The sequence below is a fragment of the Novipirellula methanifontis genome (assembly GCF_052161655.1).
Classification (GTDB): Bacteria; Planctomycetota; Planctomycetia; order Pirellulales; family Pirellulaceae; genus Novipirellula.
This window is the reverse complement of sequence record NZ_CP197418.1, coordinates 10,071,010-10,095,776: the sequence shown is the minus strand read 5'-3', so window position 1 is coordinate 10,095,776 and position 24,767 is coordinate 10,071,010. Positions and strand designations below refer to the sequence as shown.

The 24,767-nt window shown below is 54.0% G+C and carries 17 protein-coding genes; 6 read left to right on the top strand and 11 right to left on the bottom strand.

All coding sequences use genetic code 11. The annotated features are described in order from the left end of the window. Window positions 1-232 precede the first annotated feature (232 nt). Together SH528x_RS35890 and SH528x_RS35885 are read left to right on the top strand one after the other, a co-directional pair. The gene (locus SH528x_RS35890) at window positions 233-1,402 is read left to right on the top strand and encodes a DUF2891 domain-containing protein (protein ID WP_442508217.1); all 1,170 of its coding nucleotides are present in this window, start codon (window positions 233-235) and stop codon (window positions 1,400-1,402) included. Further along, window positions 1,377-2,636 (top strand): Nramp family divalent metal transporter, encoded by a 1,260-nt coding sequence (locus SH528x_RS35885; protein ID WP_442508216.1) that lies wholly within the window; start codon window positions 1,377-1,379, stop codon window positions 2,634-2,636. The genes SH528x_RS35890 and SH528x_RS35885 overlap by 26 nt, the downstream gene beginning before the upstream one ends. Window positions 2,637-3,064: 428 nt before the next feature. On the opposite strand, the gene SH528x_RS35880 is transcribed toward SH528x_RS35885, so the two are convergent. From SH528x_RS35880 to SH528x_RS35865, 4 genes are all read right to left on the bottom strand, one after another. Further along, the gene (locus tag SH528x_RS35880) at window positions 3,065-4,384 is read right to left on the bottom strand and encodes a hypothetical protein (protein ID WP_442508215.1); all 1,320 of its coding nucleotides are present in this window, start codon (window positions 4,382-4,384) and stop codon (window positions 3,065-3,067) included. Between the two features lie 529 nt (window positions 4,385-4,913). Next, entirely contained in the window at window positions 4,914-7,634 is a 2,721-nt protein-coding gene (locus SH528x_RS35875) for a TM0106 family RecB-like putative nuclease (RefSeq protein WP_442508214.1), read from the bottom strand. Between the two features lie 35 nt (window positions 7,635-7,669). After that, window positions 7,670-8,065, bottom strand: a complete 396-nt coding sequence (locus SH528x_RS35870) for a hypothetical protein (RefSeq protein WP_442508213.1) — start codon at window positions 8,063-8,065, stop codon at window positions 7,670-7,672. Window positions 8,066-8,376: 311 nt separating this feature from the next. Next, on the bottom strand, window positions 8,377-9,426 hold the full coding sequence (locus SH528x_RS35865; protein WP_442508212.1) for a tetratricopeptide repeat protein: 1,050 nt from the start codon (window positions 9,424-9,426) through the stop codon (window positions 8,377-8,379). Window positions 9,427-9,739: 313 nt separating this feature from the next. Between SH528x_RS35865 and SH528x_RS35860 the strand changes: the two genes are divergently transcribed. Then, window positions 9,740-11,551: a hypothetical protein gene (locus SH528x_RS35860; protein WP_442508211.1), complete on the top strand. Its 1,812-nt coding sequence runs from the start codon at window positions 9,740-9,742 to the stop codon at window positions 11,549-11,551. A 1,182-nt stretch (window positions 11,552-12,733) separates the two neighbouring features. Here SH528x_RS35860 and SH528x_RS35855 read toward each other — a convergent pair. Beyond that, window positions 12,734-13,654 (bottom strand): hypothetical protein, encoded by a 921-nt coding sequence (locus SH528x_RS35855; RefSeq protein ID WP_442508210.1) that lies wholly within the window; start codon window positions 13,652-13,654, stop codon window positions 12,734-12,736. A gap of 330 nt (window positions 13,655-13,984) precedes the next feature. Between SH528x_RS35855 and SH528x_RS35850 the strand changes: the two genes are divergently transcribed. After that, the gene (locus SH528x_RS35850; protein WP_442508209.1) at window positions 13,985-14,965 is read left to right on the top strand and encodes an NAD(P)H-dependent flavin oxidoreductase; all 981 of its coding nucleotides are present in this window, start codon (window positions 13,985-13,987) and stop codon (window positions 14,963-14,965) included. A gap of 492 nt (window positions 14,966-15,457) precedes the next feature. Here the strand turns inward: SH528x_RS35850 and SH528x_RS35845 are convergent, their stop codons facing one another. The 6 genes from SH528x_RS35845 to SH528x_RS35820 form a co-directional block, all read right to left on the bottom strand. Beyond that, entirely contained in the window at window positions 15,458-16,729 is a 1,272-nt protein-coding gene (locus SH528x_RS35845; protein WP_442508208.1) for a polysaccharide pyruvyl transferase family protein, read from the bottom strand. 265 nt (window positions 16,730-16,994) lie between these two features. Continuing rightward, window positions 16,995-18,836 carry an FAD-dependent oxidoreductase gene (locus tag SH528x_RS35840; protein WP_442508207.1) on the bottom strand — a complete coding sequence of 614 codons (1,842 nt, stop codon included), beginning with the start codon at window positions 18,834-18,836 and terminating at the stop codon, window positions 16,995-16,997. 151 nt (window positions 18,837-18,987) lie between these two features. Then, on the bottom strand, window positions 18,988-19,998 hold the full coding sequence (locus SH528x_RS35835) for a hypothetical protein (RefSeq protein WP_442508206.1): 1,011 nt from the start codon (window positions 19,996-19,998) through the stop codon (window positions 18,988-18,990). A gap of 133 nt (window positions 19,999-20,131) precedes the next feature. After that, window positions 20,132-21,034, bottom strand: a complete 903-nt coding sequence (locus tag SH528x_RS35830; protein WP_442508205.1) for a sugar phosphate isomerase/epimerase family protein — start codon at window positions 21,032-21,034, stop codon at window positions 20,132-20,134. A gap of 228 nt (window positions 21,035-21,262) precedes the next feature. Beyond that, entirely contained in the window at window positions 21,263-22,288 is a 1,026-nt protein-coding gene (locus SH528x_RS35825; RefSeq protein ID WP_442512238.1) for a zinc-binding dehydrogenase, read from the bottom strand. Window positions 22,289-22,410: 122 nt separating this feature from the next. Beyond that, on the bottom strand, window positions 22,411-23,112 hold the full coding sequence (locus tag SH528x_RS35820; RefSeq protein WP_442508204.1) for an orotidine 5'-phosphate decarboxylase / HUMPS family protein: 702 nt from the start codon (window positions 23,110-23,112) through the stop codon (window positions 22,411-22,413). Window positions 23,113-23,450: 338 nt separating this feature from the next. On the opposite strand from SH528x_RS35820, the gene SH528x_RS35815 reads away from it, so the two are divergent. Together SH528x_RS35815 and SH528x_RS35810 are read left to right on the top strand one after the other, a co-directional pair. Then, window positions 23,451-23,960: a YcxB family protein gene (locus SH528x_RS35815; RefSeq protein ID WP_442508203.1), complete on the top strand. Its 510-nt coding sequence runs from the start codon at window positions 23,451-23,453 to the stop codon at window positions 23,958-23,960. Beyond that, window positions 23,941-24,741 carry a methylamine utilization protein gene (locus tag SH528x_RS35810; protein ID WP_442508202.1) on the top strand — a complete coding sequence of 267 codons (801 nt, stop codon included), beginning with the start codon at window positions 23,941-23,943 and terminating at the stop codon, window positions 24,739-24,741. The genes SH528x_RS35815 and SH528x_RS35810 overlap by 20 nt, the downstream gene beginning before the upstream one ends. The last annotated feature ends 26 nt before the right edge of the window (window positions 24,742-24,767 follow it).

Sequence of the window (24,767 nt, the reverse complement as noted above, 5' to 3'; positions counted from 1 at the left end):
CGCGCGGGAGCGGCGTGCGCGGACAGGATTAAGATTAAGAGGTGAGCAAGTAGCCCCCGAAACTCTTGGCGAGTTTCGCTACAAAACTTCTTTCGCATGCGAAATACTTCACCGCTTTGCGTTTGGGCGATCGCCAACGGTTCTTGGGTCGACGTCGGACGGGTGTGGCTTAGAATGTCGGATGCGATGTTCAGCCCACGCGACTCCACCTATTCACCCCATCAGTTTTTCCATGCCGCACTTCCGCCCGATTTCGGTTTGTCTCTTGTCACTTCTCGCCTTCTCAGCGCAAACGAGTTCATTGATGGGGCAGACCAGCGATGGGGGGACCGACGACGCGGCGATCCGGTTTGGGACGATCGATGCGACGGTGGCTGGCGAGTGGGCTGCGTTGGTGTTGGGTGCGATCGATACCGAGTTTCCTAATAAGCTGTCACTGGTCTACGTCGATGCGGACCAGATCAAGACACCCAAGGAAAACTTTCCCGCGTTCTACGGTTGCTTCGATTGGCACAGCAGCGTGCATGGGCATTGGCTGCTGGCTCGATTGCTACGCACCCATCCCACGATGGAGGCCGCCCCGAGAATCCGCACAGCGCTGGCGGCGCACTTGACGCGGGAAAACATCCAGCGTGAAACCGAGTTCTTTCGTCGCGATGAACACAAGAGCTTCGAACGCATGTACGGATGGGCTTGGTATTTGCGACTGGTGCTCGAACTCGACCGCTGGGACGACGCCGATGCACAAATTTGGCGTGAGAACTTGAGGCCGTTGGAAGCGTTGTTCGTCGAGCGGATCACGGCCTATTTGCCGTTGTTGACGTTTCCGATCCGCACCGGTCAACATACCGATACCGGATTTGCCCTCGGGCAAATTCTCGACTACGCCCGCGCGATGCAGCTTGCCCCGCTGGAACAGCTGGTGATCGATCGCGCCGGTGCGTTCTACCGCAGCGACGTCGATTATCCGGTGCAGTACGAACCGTCGGGGCACGATTTCTTTTCGTCCGGATGGAACGAAGCGGATTTGATGCGCCGCGTGATGCCAACTGCGGAATTTGTTCGCTGGCTGGAAAAATTTGTACCCGACGTCGCCGTGCAACTCAGCGATGGGACGATCGCGCCGGTACACGTGAGCGATATTACGGATGGCAAGTTGGTACATTTGGCGGGGCTGAACCTAAACCGCGCCTGGTGTCTGCGGGCCGTGGCAAACGCGTTGCCCAAAGATCATCGGCTGCGCCAACCGCTGCTGGAGAGCGCCAAGAAACATCTGGCCGCGGGATTGGCCTACGTCAACAGCGGGCACTACGAGGGTGACCATTGGTTAGCCACGTTTGGTCTGTATGCGCTCACCCAAGCAAGCGAGAGCACCCGTGCAAGCGAAAACGGTCATGAGTGACGCGGCGCAACCGACGCGGCGGCGATTTCGGCTGGTCAGCGGCCCCGGCCTGCTGGTCACCGCAGCGTTCATTGGCCCTGGGACCGTGGTCACGGCCAGCCGAGCGGGCACCGAGTTTGGTTGCACGTTACTGTGGACGGTGCTGTTTGCGGTGATCGGGACGATTTTGTTGCAATCGATGGCAGCACGATTGGGGATCCTCACCGGCAGCGGGCTCAGCGAAGCGATCCGCGCCGTGCTGAAAACTTCGCCTTGGTTACGTCCTTTGCTGGGGTTGGTGATCATCGCGATCGGGTTTGGCAACGCCGCCTATCAAACGGGGAATCTGACGGGCGCCGTGGTGGGCGTCTCGTCGCTGCTGGGTGGATCCACGCAAGCCTGGACTGCGGTGCTGGGGATCGTCACCACGTTGATCATCGCAACGGGCCGCGAGCGATTGCTGCAGGGCGTGCTCGTTTGCCTGGTCGTGCTGTTGAGCATCGCCTTTCTCTATACCGCGGCGGCCGGATTGCCTTCGCTGGGGCGAGTGACCGCGGGATTATTCGTACCGCGGGTTACCTCCGAGAATCTGACGTTGGTCTTGGCGATGATCGGAACAACGATCGTTCCCTACAACCTGTTTTTGCACGCCAGTCGCTCGGCATCCACGTGGAAGGGGGTTCCGGCAGACGATGCGATCCTCCACGCGCGGTGGGACACCGCGATCTCAATTTCACTCGGAGGTTTGGTCACTGCGGCGATTCTACTGACGGCCAGTGGAGCGTTTTTCGACCAAGGAATCCGCTGGGACACTCCCGATCAGATTGCCGCCGGGCTGCGACCGACGCTGGGTCCATTCAGCGGACATGCTTTTGCGATCGGACTGTTCTGTGCCGGTCTGACCAGCGCGGTGACCGCGCCCTTGGCAACCGCCTATGCGGTCTGCGGTTGTTTGGGGTGGTCAACGAATCCCAGCAGCAAAGCGTTTCGAGCGATCGCGATCTCGGTCATCGCCGCTGGCGTGACAGCGGCCATGATGATGCATGGCAGTCCTGTGTTCACGATTGTTGTCGCGCAAGTCACCAACGGAATGCTGTTACCCATCGTCGCCGCGCTGATGTTGGTCGTGATTCAAAAACGCACCGCCGCGTCGTCACTGGCGATTTCGCCAGTAGGCGTTTACGCCGCTTGGTCGGTCGTTGCGTTGGTCAGCCTGCTCGGATTGTGGCGAGTACTGGCTGCCCTACGGTTTTGATCCCGAGTAGCTTTTTTTTAGCGTAGCGGAAGTCGTTAAGACTTTCGGTCCACGAAACCCGATTCCGTCACCATCCAACCGAAGCCGATCGCTGAACTGCCAACTCTTCAGGCTCTATACATTTTTTACGTAACGGAATTCGTCAACGTCTTGTTGATTTAGTGAGCCGCTTTCGCGTGAGAGAGCGTCCAGCTTAGGATGCCTCTAACATCTCGCGTTCGTTCGTTTTTTCAGGCCGGAGGCCGACACAGTCGCAGCTGCGGTATCACCCTCTGGCCTGCAGTGAACGCCAACGACTTCAATTTGGCTGATTCCTTCGACGCAGACGTTTGTCCAATATCCGCTAGTTTTTATTCGCCAGTCGGGGCCGTCGCCGCTACTTGAGGGTCGGCCAACAATGGCCGACCCACGGCAAATCGAAAATTGCTCTAGCTCGTTACCCCGGCACCGGGTGTCTTGGAATGTGCGCTTTGCGGGAAATCGAAGGTCAACACAAGGGGTTCCGATCCAGTGTTCTCAATTTCAACGCCACCGCTGGCAAGTGCGGCCTGCGTGATGAACCCGATTTCGGGATAGATCTCGCCGAGAATCATATCTTGGTGACATTGCACTTTGAGTTTTCCGACGCGGCCGCTTCCACCATTGGTGTGGAACAGCGCGGGGCTCTCCGGACAAAAATGAGTCTTACCGCCAGGCTGCACAGTAAGCCGCAGAATCGAGCACTTCTGATCGCCGAGGAAATCACCGTAAACAATCCACTTAGCATCGACACCGTCACCTGCAAATTCTTCGGCCGTGATTGCCGGACGCCGATTCTTCTGGACGAAATCGGGATCCTGATTGGCTGCGAAGTCAAACTTCTCTACCAAGTAATCCCAGTCCTCGTGACGATCCTTCGGATAGTCCTCTTCCCTACATGCGTAAAACGCATCCGCTGCTCCGATACGTCCGTCAAGCGTGAGATCCTCGGCCAAGAAGTGCTCATCCATCGTGACATGCAGCTCGTGCGTGCAAAGGTCCGTCGGCGAGTGCAGCACACCGTTTGGCATCACGAAACCATTGTCAAGTTGCATCATCACGTGCGGTGATAAATGCCGAACCCCGTTGTATTCATCCTGTCCGAAACGCTTCATACACGCAAGGAAATCATCCTTGGTCACGAACGGATACAGTCCCATCGCCGTGGTGTGGTAATGCGATGGACAGACTCCAGGATTGTCGAAAGAATTGATGTCGTACACTTCCCACTTTGACCAGTGAAGGTGATGCGGGATTGGATTGAGATTGTCAAACTTCTTTGAAACAATCGGCCAAGTCGGCGTTCCATAAAGTGATTTCGCAAACGCGGTTACCTTCTCACCCATGACAGCTTCAGGATTGGCGGCGATCAGATCCTGCAACGAGATGAACTGCCCGTTCGGAGTCAGGACGTGCGATTCACCTTCACGGAACGGTGCTTTATTCGTGCGAGTATCGATGACCCCCGTCACGATGGGCACGGTGCAGCACATCCACAGTTCATCGAGTCCTGTCCCGTTCATGTAGTCCGGGTAGTACGATTTGGCATCAAGGCGAAGGCGTTTACCCGGCGTACAAAATGTCCGGCCGGCGTACCGGTGCAATAGCTGCAACACCCCGCCGTTCTGATTAAGGCAGTCATCGAGAATCGAATCCGGTCCTCCGCCGGTTCCGTCGATCACATCTTGTTGGGGATACTCGTGCAGTTTATCCGCGAGAATTGACACCATGGGTAATGAACCTCAATGAATCGGAAGAAGCGTGTCGGTTCCAAAAATTGCTTTTTGGAGAGTGGGTGGGGAACTTGATTTGCTAAAACGCAACGAGACTGACGAAGAATCGAATTGTCCGCGCTGATAGCAGAGGGGTGCAGTGTACGAAATGTGGGCCGGAGGAATCAGGGGGGTAACGTGCGACGCTGTGTCTGTTTTGGGCGATTTGAAATTACCAATCGGTTTGATTTGGCCCTAAAACACAGTTCACCACAAATCACCCGAAAAAGTGCTCGGTCCACGAGGCTCTCCAATTTGTTTAATTCCTTCGACGCAGACGTTTGTCCAATACCCGCGAGTTTTTATTCACCATTCGGGGCCATCGCAGGTTCGTCAATGACTCCACACGCCAACGGGCGGAAAACCGAACACAAGGCCAGACCCCACGCGAAGCGTCCCCGCCTTTGTTCACGCATTCACTCCGACGCATCGTGGGCAAAGCACCGAAAGTGAATCGGTCTCTTGCACCCCGATGAACTCATTCAATCTATCGACGTCTCTTAATATACTCATCGATGTCATCCAGACCGGAGCGTAAAAACGTCAAAACAGGAACGCCTTGGAATTCGCAGGTGACACTCACGGAAAGCAGGACTAAGTACTCGGCAATTGACCGCTCTCCATTGAGTTTTTCGATTGCGTTGCGCAATTTCGCAAATGCCTTGATCGCGTGCTCTGCATTGTTGTTGTTCCACGGAATGTCGTCATGATCCAAGAACGTAAACAGCTTGCTGCGACTCTTTTCGAAACGTTCCTTAAAGTGCTGAAACACGCCATTTGAATACTCAACTTCCTCCAGCCAATCATAAAAAGTGGTCACATCTACTTGGTGTGTTTTCAAAGCCTTCGACTTTAGTCCGGCTTCATCAATGGTTTCCACAATGGACTGAAGCATTGCACCGAACTTGGACGCCAGGATCCGAAGTTCGGAATTGAAAGGCTGTTTCAGGAGGTCATCATTGAGGTCGCGCATTAAATGGATGAGGCATTTCTGTTGTGGGCAGGGTATCGATTCATAACCCGGATAAAAATCCGAAACAAGAACTCCAGAGAACCCTTCGAGCAACCCCTTCACCTGCTCTGACTCGCGGGTTCTAGTAAAAAAGAAGTAGACTTCCTCCATGTTAGCAAGCACCCAGACGTAACCTTCAGATCCGTCCCTGAGCTTGATCAGTGTTTCGTCGGCGTGGACCAGCTTTCCTGCAACGATGCGTGTTTTGATCTGTTCATAGGTGTTGTTGTAAAATTCGGCTGCAACAGTTTTGATGTGGCGTACTGCTTTTTCAGAAACGTTGAAGCTGAAAAGCTCGTTTATGGTTCGAGCAATCGCCCTCTGCAATATGCAGAGATGCACCATGTGATAGATTGAGAAGGCGACAAAACCGCGTCCATATTTTCGATTGGACCACGACGGCGGATAAATCTCTACGATTTTTCCACACGTTTTGCAGTGAAATTCACGCGCCACATTTCTTACAACGTCCCTCGTAATTCCTCGGTTTGTGAATTTGAGGTCGTACACCGTCCGTGTGCCTAACTGCTTCTTCGAAAACGTTGTTCCTCCACATTGCAAACACGTCTTGGGCGAATCAGGGTCAACGATTCTGTTGGGTTCCATTCGACGACTCGCAAGTCGTTGCCTTTTTCCGATGGTCTTCAATCGGCGAGAGGACTTTACATACACCATATCTCTTTGGTGATCCCAGTAAGCTGCAGCGTTGATGGACTTAAAAACTTCGACTGAAAAGTCTTTTTTTGAGTGCCCATGCATTTCTATGTCAGACGGATTGCTAACCGAAACTACTTCTTCTGAGGATTGATCAAAGCAGAACTGGGATACTGTTTTTGTAACAAGTGCGAGAGCCCGACAGTCATCTGCGTTGTAATCGATAAGTTGTTGCTTCCATTGGTCGTCGTTCTTCTCCTCCCATTCGGCACGCCACAAAACTGATCTCGCACCCGACGCGTTTGGTACATTCCATGCATATCCGCAGTGGCCACCAATCGCTTTCAGACCGTTGGAATAAACGGGGAAATAGACGTGCGAATAGATTGTTGAAAGAACGTTACACGAATTCTTAGCGAGATCGGTAACAAATTGTTTGTCGTCTTCGGATCTTGAGTGGCGCTCGTTCAATTTCTCTAAGAACACCTTTTCATAGCTCCCGTAGTGCACAACGGTTGAGAATTGCATTGCCCTTAACGTCGCCACGAAGTTATTCCAGATCACGGATTCCTGTGAAGGATCGTCAGCCCAAAAAGGTGTGTAGTCGAGGGAATTCCCGTTTTGATAACAAATGCCGATCAAATAGAAGAAATCTTGCGATGGACTCGATTCCACGTCCAAGAAAACCGGGGACTTGCCAAGCTTCAAGACTGGCTGTCCAAGAACGTGCGTTTTTCGTTCTCGAATTGCGAGGGCCGTCAACGAATGATAGCGTTTGCGATAAATCGAGTCCGGATTCTTGCGATTGCGTCGAAGTGAAAACGTATGCGACAACTGATTTACTGTGAAAATGCCTTTCTCGCGTAGCTTTATTCGTTCCTTTTCGCTAATTGCGGAGATGAGGCTCAGATCATCGTTTTCGGTCGCAAGGTTCCTGCAGCGAGTCTGAAATCCACACTCTGAGCAATGCCGATTAAGTACCAGTTCGGGAGGTGGATGGCCACTTCGAAAGCCAAGAAGGTCTTCCAGAGCTGTGCGAGCCGAGTCAACATTGCCATCGGTTAATTTCACTTTTCGGCATTGGTCCGCATCCCATCCGAAAACAATACGGCCAAACGTGGGCATTCTGCTGGTTTGTGATTCAATTGCAAGAGCGTCGAATGCCAGTAAGATTCTGTCGATCGTCCTGATTTGTTGGCTTAGGATTCGGCGAATTGGAATGTATTGCGAGAATCTGTTTTTCGTCGTAACGCGTTCGACACCGTGAAGTGTTGTTTTTATCGAATGGGTTGCAATACCGCAGTCCACGAGAACTGTTGCGTTCGAGTAACGAAAGGCGTCAACGAATGAGACGTTCAATGGACAGGCATCTGTTGCGAAATTCTTTGCGACAGCAATGCGGGCTTGTCGGGCCAAACTATTCACGATGTGCTTATGATGTTCAGCAAATTCAGGTTCCGTGGCATCACTACCGACAGATCGCAAATATCCTTTCGTGGAACAGGTCAGAAATGCTTCCAAATCGAAATCGCTGAATGGCATGATTCTGCAATGGGACAGCGGGGGAAAAACGGGGATTACGTTCGTGGGATGCTGTTGTGTAACAACGGAATTGCATTGTTGGCAGTCACGTTCATGCCGTAATCGATGTTATCGCAGCCGATGTTTCTTTTCTCAAACAAACGCTGAAAATATTGAAGAAAATGTCTCGGTTGCATCGTCCCATCGCAGAATGGCCAAACTTTAGCTGTGAAGGAGACCGATGTAAGTTGCGGCACGGCCAAATTGCTGGCGGTTGGACAAACCGAGATCTCGGAGCGATTTTTCTTGAGCGCGGAGGTGGTGGCACCGATGTGTCTTTCACGACATTGCCAACCTGCTCCGGTGGCAGGCACCGGAGCAGTTACTAGATCAGTGAAGGATACCGACGTGATTTTGGCCGATCGGCTCATGAGGTAGGTTGCATCGACCAAGGCGGAGTGGGGCTATACAAAAGTCACTTGGTTGGAGCCGAGGTATATGGCCTTGGGTGTCTGCGCCGTCGACCACCGGGATGAGCAAGCTGATAGCCGTAGTGTGCGTCAGAGTTCAGTGTTTCAGCGCACCATCAGAATCGTTTGGAGATGGAAGTTTGTCCAGCTGACGTCATCAGGTGCCCGGCAGTGGATTCGCCTTCTCATTTTTCCGAAATGCTCCGGTTTAATCGACCTGCTGGTGCTGTTCAACCTGGACGCGATCCGAGCCACATTTTGTAAGATCAATGTCGAAACTGTGCGGCAACTGGTTAGTACGCAAGATTGGCTCCGAACTGCGGCATGCGGTTAGCCTTCACTTCGTCGATCCATTGCTCCAGTTCTCGCCGGGGAGAACTCCAGAACCGCTTGCAGAGCTCGAAGTACTCCAAGACCACTTTGTTCTCGCCCTGCGAAAGCAACTCCTTCGCTAACAGCATGTTTGGTCCGAACGAATTTAGCTGGGGTGAACCACTGGTCTTGCCGGCAAGAAGCAACCGCGACTTTGCCTCGTCAACATCGCCAGAGGAAAGGGCAATCCGGCCAAGAATCAGATTTCCATGATGAATATGATTGCCCTGATTCCAACTCGCGGTGTCATCGTCAAGCATCAGCTCGGCGTATTTCTTCGCGTCGTCGATCAGGCCGGCCTCTAGCCCGGTCTTAGCTAAGTCTGACAGCAGGGTATCTCGCCGCATCGGGACCAAATGTTCATAAGCTAATTCAAATTGACGAAACGCCTTCGTTGCGTTGGCTTCTCGTTCCGGTCCCATGGGACGTGAGGTCAATCCAAGCGAGTAGAGATGGCCGAGTGCCGCAGGCCATTGGGGATCGTTTGGAGCGAGTATTTGCCCTTTGAGCAAGAGCTCTTCCGCAGTGTCGCGATCATGCAATAAAAAGAACTTGGATGCATTCCGAAGTACAGTCAAGTTTTCAGGTGACTGTTGGACGACTTGTAACCATGCTTGCCTTGCACTTTCGTAGCCATCGCGTTCGAGCACTTTGTTGAGATGGCTGTAAGGAAGCCCAAGTACTTCCGATTCGGGAGCATTCTTAATTAACCACTCAACGTGACGTTGTCTGGCGTCCTTCGCATCGGGATCTTGCCGTCCCTTAGTGAAGTAGTAACCAAGCAGTTTTGTTCGAGATTCGACATCACTCGGGTTCTCCGATACAGTCTTTTCAAGCGAAGTCTTTTCGGCCGATGTCATTTGTCCACCAAGTCTCGCTAATTGGTGAGCATCCGAAGCCATGGACGCGTTTCCTGAAATGATGAGAAACAAAATCGCAGAGATAAAACGAGAAACTGTATCGGATCGCATGACAAGAGGCCTAAATCTTGGGACTGTCAATCTTCTATAGCGGGAAGTATAGCAGGCCGCACGGGCAGCATGACTGAAATTCTCTCTCTGTTATCGAACCCGCTGTGACTTCATCGACTGGTCCGGCTGAAAATCGGTGTCGATTGCACGGATTGCCAAATTGAGTTGCAGCACCTAACACCTGCAGAAAAGTTGTCTCAATGGCGTTGACCGGAGCAACGTGGGGCGACGAAATTGCTTGTGACCGTACGTAATGTTGCAGTGGCTGCTAGAATCGACATGGAGTCAATTTACATCCTTTAGGGCTTTGGGCATGAGTCGTATACACGTCGTAGCAACTGTTGTGTTTTTCGGTGTCGCTGTCTTCTGTCCTGACTGGGCTCTGTCGCAGGACGACCCAACGGACGTTTGGGCCGATTTGCTTATTGAGAATCTCCAGTCCCTGTCGAATGAAGACGATTCGCTGGAGGAACGGCAGGTCGAGTCCATGATGATGATGGCTGGGCACGCGTTGAGTCTTGGGGGGCGAGCTGAAAAGGCAATCAGCTTGCTGCGCGAGAGGCTGCCGGATTCGGCAGTGCCATTCGCCTTGCTCTCCATTGCGGACGCTCAGTCGGCCAGTGACGATGTTGAGGGTGCCTACAGGACCGCTGCACTTCTGCCGAACGAGCGTCTGGTGCAACGTGCTCGATCACTGATCGCGATGCGGCAAGCACAACGGGGCGATCTAGAAGAGAGCGTCCAACTTCTCGATAAGATCGAAGACACGGATCAGAGGAACCGGGCTAGGAAGATTATCATCGACGAACTGCTCGAAGCTCACCGCTACGAGGACGCCGTGGCCCAGTACGCACTCGTAAATGACAAAGAGGCAAAGGAGACGATTCGACAGCAGATGAAGCGGGTGCGTGAGAAAAGGGTGCCGAGCGACCCCGATTATATCGAGAAGACGGTTGCTGGCGTGCGCCGATGGAAATCGCGTTTAGGAGGTTTCTCGGATGAAGATGCAAAGTTAGTCGAATTCGAATGCCGTGCTCGTGTTGCCGCTCATCGAAATGACAATGACTCGTTCAACCAGGCGATCGATAATGCGATGGATCTGATCCAGGACTGGGAGGTCGGAGACCGGTGCTCGGCTCTTTTGTCGCTGGGAACGATTTGTGCTGAGTCGGACTATGCCAAAAAGGCGAATGAGCTTTTTTCGGACGCTCTCAACACGCTCTTCAATGCAGAAAATTCCGACTTTGCTGATAGCCACTACGCATTTTATTTCGGTTTTGCGGTAAACGACCATTTCGAACAGATTGCTCAAGTGATGTCGGATAGGGAGTTACTCGACGTGAGTAAACGAATCGTGGCTGTGGCCCCCGATGTGGACCTGCTTGGAGCGTTCGGTCGTGGGCTGGGGGCAGCAGGCAAAACAGACATCGCAGATGCGATTTACAAAGACCTTCAGCGTCCCGTGCTGCGGATACAATTCTCGACGGGCACACTGCATGGTCTTGCCTTGCGGGCGACTCGCTTAGAAAAGACGGTGTCAAGTGATCCGTCGAGTGACGAAAGCCGGGATCGAAGTCTTGTCATGATTGATCGCATCATCGCAGATAAACCGCCCCTTGAATTCAATCTCGCTGGAAAGCAAAGGCCTGAACGCGACTTTCTTGGAGCGTACAATGTTTCAAGGACTTGTTTACCGAATTATGAGGGCAAAATCTGGCATGAGGTCGAAGAACTACCCGAACTGACATTGGAAGAATTCTTGCAGGTTCGCTCCGATGTAATGTCCGCCCTTTGGGGGCACGGCAGTGTATACGGATTTCCCGGTGCGGAGGGAAAATGCGATTTCTTCGTCTACGAAGACAAGTTCTTTGATCGAACACAGAAGATTGAAATTCAGGCATCAGACTATCTTTCAGAAATTCTCCCTTCGGCGGTCGCAGACGTGCAAAAGACGCTGGCCAAGCATCCCTTGTGGCGGGTCATGGTCCTCGGGCATGGAGAGGATGCCAAGGATGAGTTCTTCGTAATCTATCCTGATGCCATCCAAATCTTGCAGGCAGAAAATGGTCAGTCGATGGCGGATGGGATCAAAGCGAACGCGACGCTGCGGTCTGCCGACAGGTAGAGCTTGATAATCGCATCGTCCGTCCGCGAGTCATGCGATGCCGTGACACGATGTGTAAGCGCCGCCTACTAAGTTAATGCGATGCCGCCACTCGCACGGCAGTCAGGACCAGACAGAAAAATTCACGCGACAGAAAAATGAAGAAGCCTCATGTCGGCCAAAGAATCTTTCTGCCTATTCCAATTCAAGTATCCATTGATGGAAGAAAGAATCAGGTAGGAAGATTAGGGGTAGGAAGATTCCAAACCGAACCCATTTTCCTACCCCTAATCTTCCTACCGGATCTCTGTCTGTACGTTGGCCGACTTTCTTGAGCTGGGCTGATGATTGATCCTGCGTCGATCAAGAAAATCGAGGTTGATCCAGCACAACTTCATCTAGCAGATGCAGCCATCCGCTGGCGTATCGAACCGCAAAGTCGCATTAGCGGCGATAACGAACCCGCCGGCGCAACTCGATGTGGCGTCTGGCACAGTAATCAGAACAGACAGAAAAATTAACGCGACAGAAAAATGAAGAAGCCTCGTGTGGATCAGGGAATCTTTCTGTCTTTGCCAAGACAAGCATCTTTTGCAGGAAGGAATAAAGAAATAGGTAGCGATATTAGGGATAGGACGGTTCCCGACCGAGTCCATTTTCCTACCCCTAATCTTCCTACCGGATCTCCGCGTGTACGTTGGCCGACTTTCTTGGGCTGGGCTGATGATTGATCCTGCGTCAATCAAGAAGGCAAGGTTGGTCATGCGCGATCTCATCTATCAGATGCAGCCATCCGCTGGCGTATCGAACCGCAAAGTCGCATTAGCGGCGATAACGAACCCGCCGGCGCAACTCGATGTGGCGTCTGGCACAGTAATCAGAACAGTCAGAAAAATTAACGCGACAGGAAAATGAAAGAGCCCTGTACCGATCAGAGAATCTTTCTGTCGCACCAATTTTCCTGTCTACGCCTCATCGTATACCGACTGCAGGAAGAAAAGGTAACGGTAAGAAAGACTGCCAGACACCCCCATCTTTCTGCCGCGATTCGTCCTGGCTCATAGGATCACGCCCGTCGCGGTAACCGTCCGTACCTTTGCTGGGTACACCCTTCCTAATCTTAATCGTACTCGTCGACGATTGAGCAGGGATAGCGCGATCGGGATTAAGAGTAAGAGATGGGGGTGTTGGAAGGATTCATCGCTAGAAGTCCATCGCGGCGATGCACAATTCGTCCGCCAGATAGCCGTCTCGAAGAAACTGTGCTTTTCGCGCTTGATCACGAGCTAGTTCTTGTTCGATAAACAAGCGGGCTAATTTTCCTTTTCGATAGCTGCCTAATTTTGGCAAGGTTTGTTCATGAAGTCGAATCAATTCATCGAATTGGTGCTGCATCGCGGTAGGTTCGTTCTCAATGTCTGCTATCAGAAGCTTTGCATGTAAAAGGTGACGGTGGGCATCGTACTCGTCGAGCACGTCGGCATACCCAAGTTGCCGGAGACGTTTGATTTGATCCAATTCTTGCTGACAGAGCACGGCGGATTGCCGAAGCTGGGGAAGGACGGATTGCGAATCCTCTTTGCTGTGAGCGAGATGATGCTCCGCGACGGTCGTGCGATGCCGCGCACGGTTGAGTTCCATTGTGGACACGGCGCCTTCCTTCTGCTGTTTCGTCAAATAGGTCAACTCTTCGTTGTGGAGCTGAACGACCCGTTCCAATTGATCGAGAGCGTCAGCGGGATCTTCTTGCACGCGTGCCAATAGGTATCGCGAACCCGCCAGCCGTCGCATCGCCATGGTCCGTTTCAATTTGGACCCGAATCCTAGACTGGCCATTTTCTCGTGACGTTGCAACTGTCGGTTGCGTATTTCGACCAGCAGAAGACATTGACGGACAACCTCGGCTTGGTTGTTCTCGGCGAATGCAAGGTTGTGGCGCGCTTTTGCCAGATCGACACGAGCCAGATCGACCTCCGCTTCGGAACTGGACTGACGTTCCAATAGGTCGGTTGCGGTTTTCAGCTCCGTTTGCAGAAAATCGACGACAGCTCGCATTTTTGCAACGTAAGCCGCACTCGCATCGGCTTTCGGATCCTCTGCCGACGCCGATAGACAGGAGACCATAACAACGACAGAGCAGAAACATGTGAAGCGAAGAATTGATCGTGAGAAACTCATGGAAATCGGACTTAGGCGTTTGTGCGTGCCAGGCAGGAAAGGTGCAAGGAATTGACTTTATCTTAGCTGCGTTGAACGCGTTCAGTAGCGCCCCTTCAGTATAGCCACGCTCGCCCGAGCGTGGAAAAGCGAACGATGATCGCAAGCACCGTGGCCACGCATGAACCACCTTGTCACACCGCTTGAGCGATGTAAGCTCACAGCGGAGCGTCATCTGTCACGCATGGCAATGTAGCTGTGCAATGCTTCGAGGTTTTCCAACCCTGGTTGTGAATTATGATACGCACCTCTCTGTGCGACCTATTGGGAATTGACCATCCAATCCTGAACGCGCCCATGAGTCGCACAGCAGCTGCCGAGCTCGCTGCGGCCGTGTCCAATGCCGGTGGATTAGGAATGATCGGCGGGACAACCCGCGGCGGCGCAGACTGGTTGCGGCAGCAGATCCGCAGCACGCGAGCATTAACGGATCGGCCGTTTGGTGTCGGCTTTATCTCATCGTTTTCAAGCATCGATGAACTTGTGCAAGTCGCTTTGGATGAACAAGTTTCGGTCATCAATCACTCCTTCTCCGATCCCACCCCCTATGTCAATGCAGCACGAGACTGCGGTATTCGAATATTCGCCCAGGTCCAAAGCCTGGAGCAGGCGAAGCGAGCTGCCGATGCAGGTGTTGACGCCATCATCGCCCAGGGAGGCGAAGCGGGAGGGCACACGGGAACCCTGGGAACAATGGCATTTGTTCCCGCGGTGGTTGACGCCGTCGGTAATCTTCCGGTACTTGCGGCGGGTGGAATCGCGGATGGACGAGGCTTGGCCGCCGCGCTAATGTTGGGAGCGGCTGGAGTTTCGATGGGGACTCGGTTTGTTGCCAGTCATGAATGGAGTGGCGGTTCGTGGGAACAAACACCCCTGCTTGCCGCCGGCACGGACGACACGATTCGAACTGCCGTTTACGACCAGATACGCGGCGTGCCATTTCCAAGCGGCATCGCCGACCGGGTCGTTCGAAACGCGTTCAACAGCAAGTGGGACGGTCGGGCCAACGAACTCGACCCGTTTCGAACGGAATTGCAACTCGAACTAGAAGTTGCGGCGAGCCAAGGGGATTCCAGTGTGATGGATATCAGCGGTGGTGAGGCGGTTGGTTTGGTTCATTCACTTGAGTCAGCCAGAACGATCATCGATCGTACTGTTGATGAGGCTGCACGACTGCTACGAGATAATGCTGCCAAATACGTTGATCCGATCGCCTGAGGCCGTTGTCGACAGCGTCAAGTTTTACAGCGAGAACAAAGAGGGAAGTTGGCGAGGGAATTAGGACAGACAGAAAGATTAACGCGACAGAATAATATAAAAGACTCCTGTCGATCAGAGAATCTTTCTGTCGCACCAATGTTCCTGACTTTTCCAAAACAGGGATCCATTGCAGGAAGTAAGAATTAGGTAGGAAAATTAGGGGTAGAAAGATTGAAAACCGAGCCCATTTTCCTACCCCTAATCTTCCTACCTGATCTCCGCCTGTGCGTTGGTGGACGTTCTCGGGGGGCTGATGATTGATCCTGCATCGATCAAGAACGCGAGGTTGATCGATCGCACATTCATCTATCGGTTGCAACCGTCCACTTGCGGATCGAATCTATAAAGCCGCAGCAGTCTGACACGAATGGCGATCGGCCGGTAGGAACTGGCCCTACTTCCCTGCAAAACTCATGCTTGGGATCTTTAGCAAGATCCACTACGGGACGCTTAGGTGAACTGGTTTGCTAGGACTTGCATTGTCTCGCGTTGCCGCTTCTGTACGAATTGGCGGGCGGCTTCGGTCTTGGCTTTCGCGGCGGTGAAGTCGCTGGCCATCGCGACGACAGCGTCGGGGATCTTTGCGGATTGGTCTTCGATGTCAAGATCGAACAACCAATCACCCAGCCCGATGTCTTGCCACATGAACCCTTTGCTCGTCTGCTCGGCGAACCGGCACACGATCGCGGGGATGCCGTTGCCGACCGCCATGATCGGCGAATGCATCTCGCTGCCAAACAGTCCCGCACTGCGTACATAAACGCTGAGCGCTTCGTTGGTCAGCCAAAAGTTCTCTCGCCACACCACTCGCGGCTTCACATCCGCAGGTAGCTTGTCGTACAAGTTTTCTTTACCCACTTTCATCTGTGTCATGTCCTCGGGACAGATCAGTACTTTCAAGTCGGTTTCGCGAACCACGCGAACGATCGCTTCGCGGATCGGAGCATGATCACGCTCCTTCATCGCTTCGTTATGCGCATGCCGCTGTGGATCAATGTCGCGTTTCTTGCTGGGGATCGTCCAGTACGGGGTGTACCGAAGTCGCGACTGACAACACAGGAATTTGCCGTCTTCGAGTCCATTGGCTGCGAGAAACGCAGTGGCCTTGGCATCGTCACGTAAATCGCAAGCGAACGCACCGTCCGGTCCAAACTCCATCACCGGGCAATCAACGCCTTGCTGCTTCGCTAATTCCAATGAAACCGAATCACGAAAGAAAACGAACTTCGCCTTGCTGAGCAGTTCCTTGTCGTCGCCGGACAAGAACGAACCGTGAGTGATCCCGTAGACGCCAAACGGTTTGCCCGTGTGTTTGACATACGCTGCTACATCGCGAGCGGCCACCAAGGACGGGCCCGATCCGTGCAGCAAAAATTCGGACCACGTAATCGCGTCTTGCAGCTCGGCGTTGGACGCCTTGCCATCGCCGCGGATCGAGCCTTTCACGATTCGCAGGTTGGGAAAACGCCCGTGTTCCATTGCCGCAACCTCTTCGGACAAATCGCCCGAGGCCCACAAGATGACCTCGGCATCAGGCAAGTGTTTTTCGATTAGCGCCAGCACGCCGGGCGTATGAGCGATGTCGCCGATATTGACGACTTGCCAAGACGAACGCAGCAGGATGCGAGGCCGCTGCGATTTGGCGGCAAAAACAGGGTTGGCCAGCGATGTCGTCAGAGTCGCGGCCAGTGTGGACTGTAAAAAAGTTCGTCGTTTTATCATGGTAGGTTACTTAATTTCAGGTAGCGAAAGTCGCGAAGACTTTCGGGTCGGACTTACGTAGTGATAGTCGCCTTTTGCTCCGCAAAAGTTGCGTTTACTGGGCGTACTTTCGCGGAGCGAAAGGCGACTATGATAAATTCCCAGCTTGTAGCGAGAGTCGCGAAGGCTTTCGTCCATGCTTAGCTAGCCATTCGAAACTCTTGGCGAGTTTCGCTACGGAAAGACTATTCGGATTTGACAGGCTGGAAGCCTATCCAACATTGGATCACTTTTGGATTGCATCATACACCCCCGTGATCCATTGACCACGCGTGAGCGATCGATTCGCCAGCCCTTCGCGGAGGGGCGTCTCCAGCAGTTCGGACCACCGCTGGGCTAGTTTGGTATCCATTGGCAGGTCCAATTCAGCCGAGTGTCCAGCAAAGGCTTCGTTGTATTGGCCGCCAAGTGATTTTGCTTTGGGCTGTTCCGCACTCGCCAATCCGTGCAGCCCACCGCGGGTTCCGAGCCACTGAACGGCGGCAAAGTGGGGCGATGTTGGCGGAACGTCAGCGACGTAGATTGTGGCGCTGCGATCCGCATGCAGATGCTGCTGAATTTTTTCAACGTCCGCCCTTTGCACCGAGGTGTTGTCTCTGATGGAAATCGCGGCCGCCCATCCGGCGGCTTGTCCGAGCGAGCACCAGATGGGTTCAAGTCGCAAGGCGGCAAAGCCGAAATGGCTCGCCGAACATGCGACTGGGACCAACAGGTTTTCGGTTTTTTGTGGCACGATCACGCCGTAACGGATTTGATAGGGCGGAATGACTTTGTAGAACTCGCCTTGATGGGTGCCGTTAAACCGCGTCCCCTCACGCCCCGTGCCATGGCAATTATGGATGTAGTCGCCGATCGCGATACTGTCGCGGTGCAGGACTGTGCGAGCATCTCCGGCGGCTTGCTCGGTGTCGTGTCCTGTGAAGACATGTTGACCGACCATCCGCCGAGCTTCGCGAATGTACAACTGAGGCGGCACGCCACCGGTTTCGATAAACTCATCTTTGCACCAACCGTATTGGCGAGCATCATCGCGGATCACTGCGGGAACCGCGTCGTCGTTCTGCAGAAAGTAAAGCAAGCCGATGTTGTAGTCGTAGTGGCGACGTCGAATCTCGGCACGCGTGGCGGCGTCGCCATCAGGATAGCCGTCATTGATATCGGGCATCGACAGCCGTACGGCAGCGCGAGGCGTATCGTTGACGTCTGTTTTTCCATTGGGAAGAAAAGGGACATGGGCTCGGAAAATCCCGTCGTGGCCGCTGCCGAACACTTTTTTTAACTTGCCGCTGGCGAAAACCTCCAGCACGTCCACGAAGTCTTCGCGTCGATAGCCCTCCGGTGCGACCGGCATTCGCTTGTTCGACTCATCGGCCGTCATGATCAAACGCAAGTTGTAACCTTGGACTTGCCCATCCGCCTGGCCGTCGGCATTGCCAGCCATCGGTTCACCGTATTGGGAACGAGACTCGCGGCCGACGTGGTAGGGTTCACCTGCCATCGCCATCAAGTCGCCCTCGTAACTGGCGTCGATATACATCTTCGCAACCACCGTGGCCATGTCACTATCGGCGGTGCGGAACTGGACCGACTCGATTTGTTTGCGGCCAAGCTTCATTTCGGTTGATTGGACCGAATTGATTTGCTGCAGGCGGATCACCGTGATCTTGGCATGCTCGGCCAACATCTGTTCAAAGATTTTTAGGTTGACCGAAGGTTCACCGTGCGTGCCTCGGAAACAGGCTTTGACTTGCTCCGAGTCAGCTCCATAGCGAGTGACGTAGTCGGCTTCGACGCGATTGGCAAAATCGAGGAAGAATCCCGTCAGTGATTCAAAGGAGCGAAAGTCGCTGTAGCTTAATCCGCTTGTGACCAAACCGCCGATGCGATCGGTCGGTTCGACGAGGGTAACCGTGTGGCCTGCTTTGGCGGCGCTGACTGCTGCGGCAATCCTGGCGGGTGTCGCGGAATAGACGCAGACGTCGGCTGTGGTGACGGAGGAGTCGTCGGCTCGGCCCTGCATCGGATGCAGCGCCAATGCGATTAAGAATAGGGTGCAGCGAGCGATCATGTTGGCGGCGGGGAGGGAGTGAGGAGAGCGCCGTAGTGGACGAGGCTACGAGTCTCCGCGGCTAGGTATGAGGAGGGACTCGTAGCCTCGTCTATTGCGGTGATGCGGGGGGAGGGGACTCGTAACCTCGTCCACTACGAGGGGAAATGTGCTAGCGAGGGTTGGTGGAGGAATTTTGTGAATTCAGGGCTTCGATGTTGGCGGCTTGGTGCAGCTTCATCATCTCGGTGTCGCTAATCGCTCGATCGAAGACGGCCAGGCCACCGAAGCGGCCGATTGTCGCTTCACGCGTGAACGATCCGACTGCGTAACGCGCGCCGACGGTGAAGTCCGAACCGCCTCCTGGTTTGGTCTTGGCATGTTTTTCAGCGTCGTAACCAAAGATGCCTCGGCCGTGATAATACGGGTTCATCCCACGGTCTTTGCCATCGGGGCCTTCGCTGGTGAAGTAGCGATCATCGCGTCGATCTTTCACCGCATCGAGCTCTCGCTTGTCCAGCACGCCGTTGATGTAAGCGCGAATGTAGTCGCCGTCATAGGTGAACCCCAATGTGCACCAGCGATCTGTGGGCACGGCTTGCCGTGTCGCTGCATAATCGGCACACCACGGAAACGCACTGCCGTCCGCACGACGGGTCACTCCGCCTTCGCTGGAGATATGAGGTACCAATTGGTTCGGACCGCCGTAAGTCGGCATGTTCATCAACAGTGCGTATTGACGCGTACCCGAGTCATCATTCGCCCCTTTTCCTTCGCTCCACATCCCTGCGATTGTCCGGCTCTGCCGCAAGTTATGGATATTCACAACCGCAAACATACTGACCTGGGCCTGCGGACCATGAATGTTCAGTGCCCCCGTCTCGGCATACGGAACTTTAAAATATTGCTTGCCGTTCAGGTTTGCGGCATATCCCGAAAAAGGACCGCCCTCGACTCGCCTGATCGGTCCGCCGACTTCGGCTAACGGGTAGTTTTGCTCGGTTGACGTCGATTGTCGCGGTTCACCCGCCTCTTCACCAAAAGTCCAGAAGGCAACCAATCCAGGCATCTGGGTGACAACGCTCGCGTCACCGCTGGGGTGTGTCTCTTTCGAGTCGGGAGTATCCGCGTAGGTCGCAGTGCAGGTGAGTATTGCGAGTGCAAATGAGAGAGTATGTTTCATTGGTGGGCGTCGTTGGGGAAGGAAGGTTGTGGATCTTGCTAATGATCCTGAGCGTATCAACGCGGGGGAATCGTTGCCAGGATTATGGGGGCGAAGGGATGTCCAAAACCGAAGGGACGTGTAGCCACGTCCACTACGGCCAGTGCTGGGCGATTTTTTGTTTCAGGAATTCGACGCTGCGGGCGAGTTGGTCCATGCCGTCGACGCCGTCTTCGATACTGATCCAGCCGGCGAAGCCGACTCGTTTCAGTTCACTGAAAATCGCGTCGTAGTCGTTCAGCCCTTTGCCGATCTCGCCGTGGCTGAGTCGCTTTGCGTACCCGACCGCGCCACCTTCTTCGCGTCGCAGATCCTCCAGCGTCCCTTCGATCAAATAGCGATCGCTGGCGTGCATCGTCACGACACGATGTGAAACACGCCGCAGTAACTCGATCGGATCTTCGCCTGCCAAATACGTGTTACTCGGATCATAGTTAACACCGAAATGCGGATGGTCGATGCGGTCGACGATTTGACAGAAAATATCCATTTTCTGAGCAAACTCGGGATACTCCCAGAAATCATCCTTGTAGTGGTTTTCGATGATCAACGTGATACCGCGATCGGCGGCAAAGGGCAAACACGCTTTGATCGATTCGACTGCGTACGCAACACCTTCGTCAATCGTCAGTTCGGGGCGCCGTTGGCCGCTGAGTACTCGGCAATACGAACCGCCGAGCGCGTGAGTCATCTCGATCCAGCGTTTCTGTTTCGCGATTTCTTGCTCCCGAAACGCGGCGTCAGGGTGGGTAAAGTCGGGTGAGCAGCAGACCATCGGAATGACCTTACCGTGATCTTCGACTTGCTTGCGAAACCCCGACCAATTCGATTCGTTTGCCATCTCCAGAAATCCGGCGTACCACTCCAAGCCCTGGATATCGAGTTTCGAGGCGAGTTCAATCCACTCCGACACGCTCATCGTGCCATCTTTGCAGAGCTCCTGCATAAACGCTTTAGGAAAGGCAGCAAGTTTTGGTGTGTGTGTTGGCGTTGGCATAGCTCGATCCAATTTGTCGCGTCGTCGTCAATCAATTTCAAGAAATGTAGTGGATCTTGCTAAAGATCCTACAAGCCGGGGGCTCCAACAAAATCCAAGTGAGGAACCATTTTTCTTTGCCCCGGGGAGCTGCAATTGTGAGCCGTGGGCCGTAAGGCACCGGGTACCTTCAAAGACCCGGCCGCTTACGCGTCGCGGCTCACTGGATCATCGCATGCCACAAAGGTCCTACACGGGCTTCAGCACCGATTTAACGACTTCGCCGCGATGCATTTTTTCAAACGCTTCGTGCCACTGGGTAATCGGCCAAACGCCGCCGATAATCGGTTTGACGTCCAATTGGCCGCTTCCGAGCAGCGCGATCACCCGTTCCCAAATGGGCCAATTGTGGCTGAAACTGCCTTGCAGTCGAACGTTCTTCTGTACCAGTGGATCGAGGTTGAATCCCAGCGGTTGCGGGCCCCAACCGACTTTCGAAATCCAGCCCGCCGGACGGACCAAGTCCATCGCAATCTGCAGCGTGATACTGGCGCCGGCAGCATCGATCACTCCATCACACCCGAGTCCATCACGCTCGGTTGCCCACGGTTTCGCATCGCCGATAATCGCTTCACAACCATATTGCCTAGCGATTTCGAGTCGATGGCGATCCGAATCGAGTCCCACCAACGCAACTTCGGCACCGCACAGTCGTGCCATCGCGGCGCACAGAATTCCGATCGTGCCGGGGCCGAGCACGACGATCCGGTCCCCAGGTTCGATCGAAGCGTTCTTGACGACCGCGTTGTAGGCGACACAACAGGGTTCGGTCAGACACGCATGTTCAAACGGCAAGGCGTCCGGAATGGCATGCAGTATCCGTGCCGGGACGCGGACATACTTTGTCATCGCGCCGTTCACCCCGTAACCAAACCCTTTGCGAGTGGGGTCCAGGTTATACAGTCCCCGGCGTGACATCGGATTTTGTTGATCGATGATCGCAGCGGTTTCACTGACTACACGGTCACCTTCGCTCCAACCTTCGACATTCGCGCCCAACTCGACGATATGGCCGCCGAATTCGTGACCGAGCACGACGGGGTAATTGACGGGCCACGAGTGGTCTGCGGTCCACTGGTGCAGATCGCTGCCACAGACCCCGACGTTGGCGACCTGTAGCAGCACATCGTCGGGCCCGATTTCGGGCCGATCGAGTTCGCGAATTTCGACGCAACCTTTTTCAGGAGCAAAGTTCACAACCGCAGCAGATTTCATCATTCCAACTTTTCACTTAAGTAACGTAGTGCAGGCTGCCAGCCTGTTATCACCCCCACACTTCTACTTCTCCGTCTCCCCCACTCCCCACTCCCCACTCCTCACTCCTCACTCCTCACTCCTCACTCCTCACTTTCTTTCCCCTCTCCATGCACTGCATCGCAGATCAAACGCAGTGACGATTCCAGGTCCCCATCGGCGGTTTTAAACGAATCGGCATCGATCGTCAGCGGGGCGCCCAGCACGACCAGCGGCGCGCCGTACGCGGGGCACTGAATCGCTTGTTCTAAACTCAGTCCGCCAACCGCTTGCACTGGGACTTTGACGGCTTGGCAGACTTCGCGGAGTTGGTCCAGGGGACTTGGCATCCGCTCGCCTCGCGCCGCGATGCCTCGTCGTTCGTCGTAACCGATGTGATGGATGACGAAGTCGCAGCCGAGATCCTCGAGCCATTTCGCGCCCGCGACCATGTCATCAGAGACCATATTGTCGCCCATCACTTGGACGCCAAAATCTTTTCCAGCTTTGACGACACAGCGGACGGTTTCCTCGTGTGCCCGAGCCATCACGACGACATGGGTCGCCCCGGCGCCGGCCATCATTTCGGCTTCCAAATAACCGCCATCCATTGTCTTTAGATCAGCGACGATCGGCACGTCCGGAAACTCGCTACGAAGTGCACGCACGCCGTGCAGTCCTTCGGCCAAGATCAGTGGCGTGCCTGCTTCGAGCCAATCAACGCCCGCTCGAATCGCCAAGTGTGCGGTCTCGATCGCCTCGGCGATATTGGTCAAGTCGAGTGAAATTTGAACGATCGGTTTCATAGGTGGGAGATGGGGAGAGTGGGAGATGGGGAGAGGGCTTTAGTTTAGGGGCTGCTGGGAGGGCTGTGTTGCGTGAGCTTTGGGAAATTCGGCTCACAATCCGTAGCGAAAGTCGCCAAGACTTTCGGCCAGTCATTTTCGATAGCGGGCCAGCTAGTCCAAGGACGATTCGCGATAGCCGTGCGGATCAAACTCGGCGACTGATCCTGAGCGACAGAGACTTAGATTAGGGCTGATAATGTCAGCAGTGGGGCGTACCATTGTTCTGTACAATATCGAGTTCGGAGACGTCTCACCCAGGTACTTTGTCTGTTTTTACTACTAGACCAGAATGCGGTATGAACGCTGTTGCAACGATCAACTATGACTGCGAATACTTCGAGAGCTTCTATGCGACTTGGCTAACGTACCGAAGCCGATGGCGACGATTCGCGATTCCTGTTGCTATCGTGTTTGTTGGCGTCGCCGTCACTGGACTGTTTCTGATGCATTTGCAGCCCGCGGTTTGCTACGGGGTTTTAGTTGTTGCCGTTTTGAACTTCTTCGATGCTGCAACTCACCGATTTCGTTGGGTGCGTCAACAGTTGGCATCCGTTGCAGTCGACAAGACCGCAGAATTGACGTTCACCGTCGACAAGATTCGCATCACTACAGCAAATAGCGACGGCACGCTTACGTACAACGCCTTTGGACTTGTCACGGTAACACCCAACGGCTTTTTTTTGGTGCCTGATTCTGGTGTTTCGATTTACGTGCCTCGAACGGCGTTCGCCAGCGATGAAGAGTTTCACAGCGTGACAGCAAAATTGGAAGAACATGCTACACAACATGCGAAGTCAATTGACTGAGATACGAACAAGACCACAGGTTCAAGCATTTGCGTTCGTTGCGTTGATGGTGGCATGCGGGGGGACTTTAAGTGGCGGCGATTTGTCGCTTCGCTTTCAGTACGCAGGCGAATTGCCGGTGCCGGAGGCGATCCAAGTTGACAAGGACGCTGAGTTCTGTGGCCAGCATCCGTTGGTCGACGAAAGTCTGCTGGTCAATTCTCAGGATCGTGGGATCAAGAACGTGGTCGTCTACCTTTACACGGGACGTGGCGGTAGTGAGGTTGCACAGGTTCCCTCCCTCAAAAGAACTCACACGCTGACCAGCAAGCATTGCCGTTTCGATCCGCACATTTTGGTGATGCAGGCGGGTGACACTCTCAATTTGACGAATTCCGATTCGGTGGGCCATAACGCGAATGTCAGCATATTCCGCAATTCTCCCGCTGGGCAGCTGATTCCGGTGTACGGAGCGCGTCGGATGAAACTTGACCTGCCGGAACCGGCGCCACTGCCGGTCCAGTGCAATATTCATCCGTGGATGAACGCCTATGTGGTGGTGTTAGAGCATCGCTACGTGGGCGTGAGTGACGTGCATGGCAAATTGGTCATCCGTGATCTGCCAGAGAAAGAGCTCACCTTTCGGGTGTTCGTTGAGGCGGCAAAGGGGGTATTGGGATCCGTGACAGTCAACGGTAAACAACAGGATTGGCCACGTAACCGGTTCCGCTACAGCATTCAGGCGGGCAAGAATGACATGGGCACCGTAACGCTAACCGCCGATCACTTCCGCCGTCCCTAATTGGACGACGCCTGTTTTACCCTTGC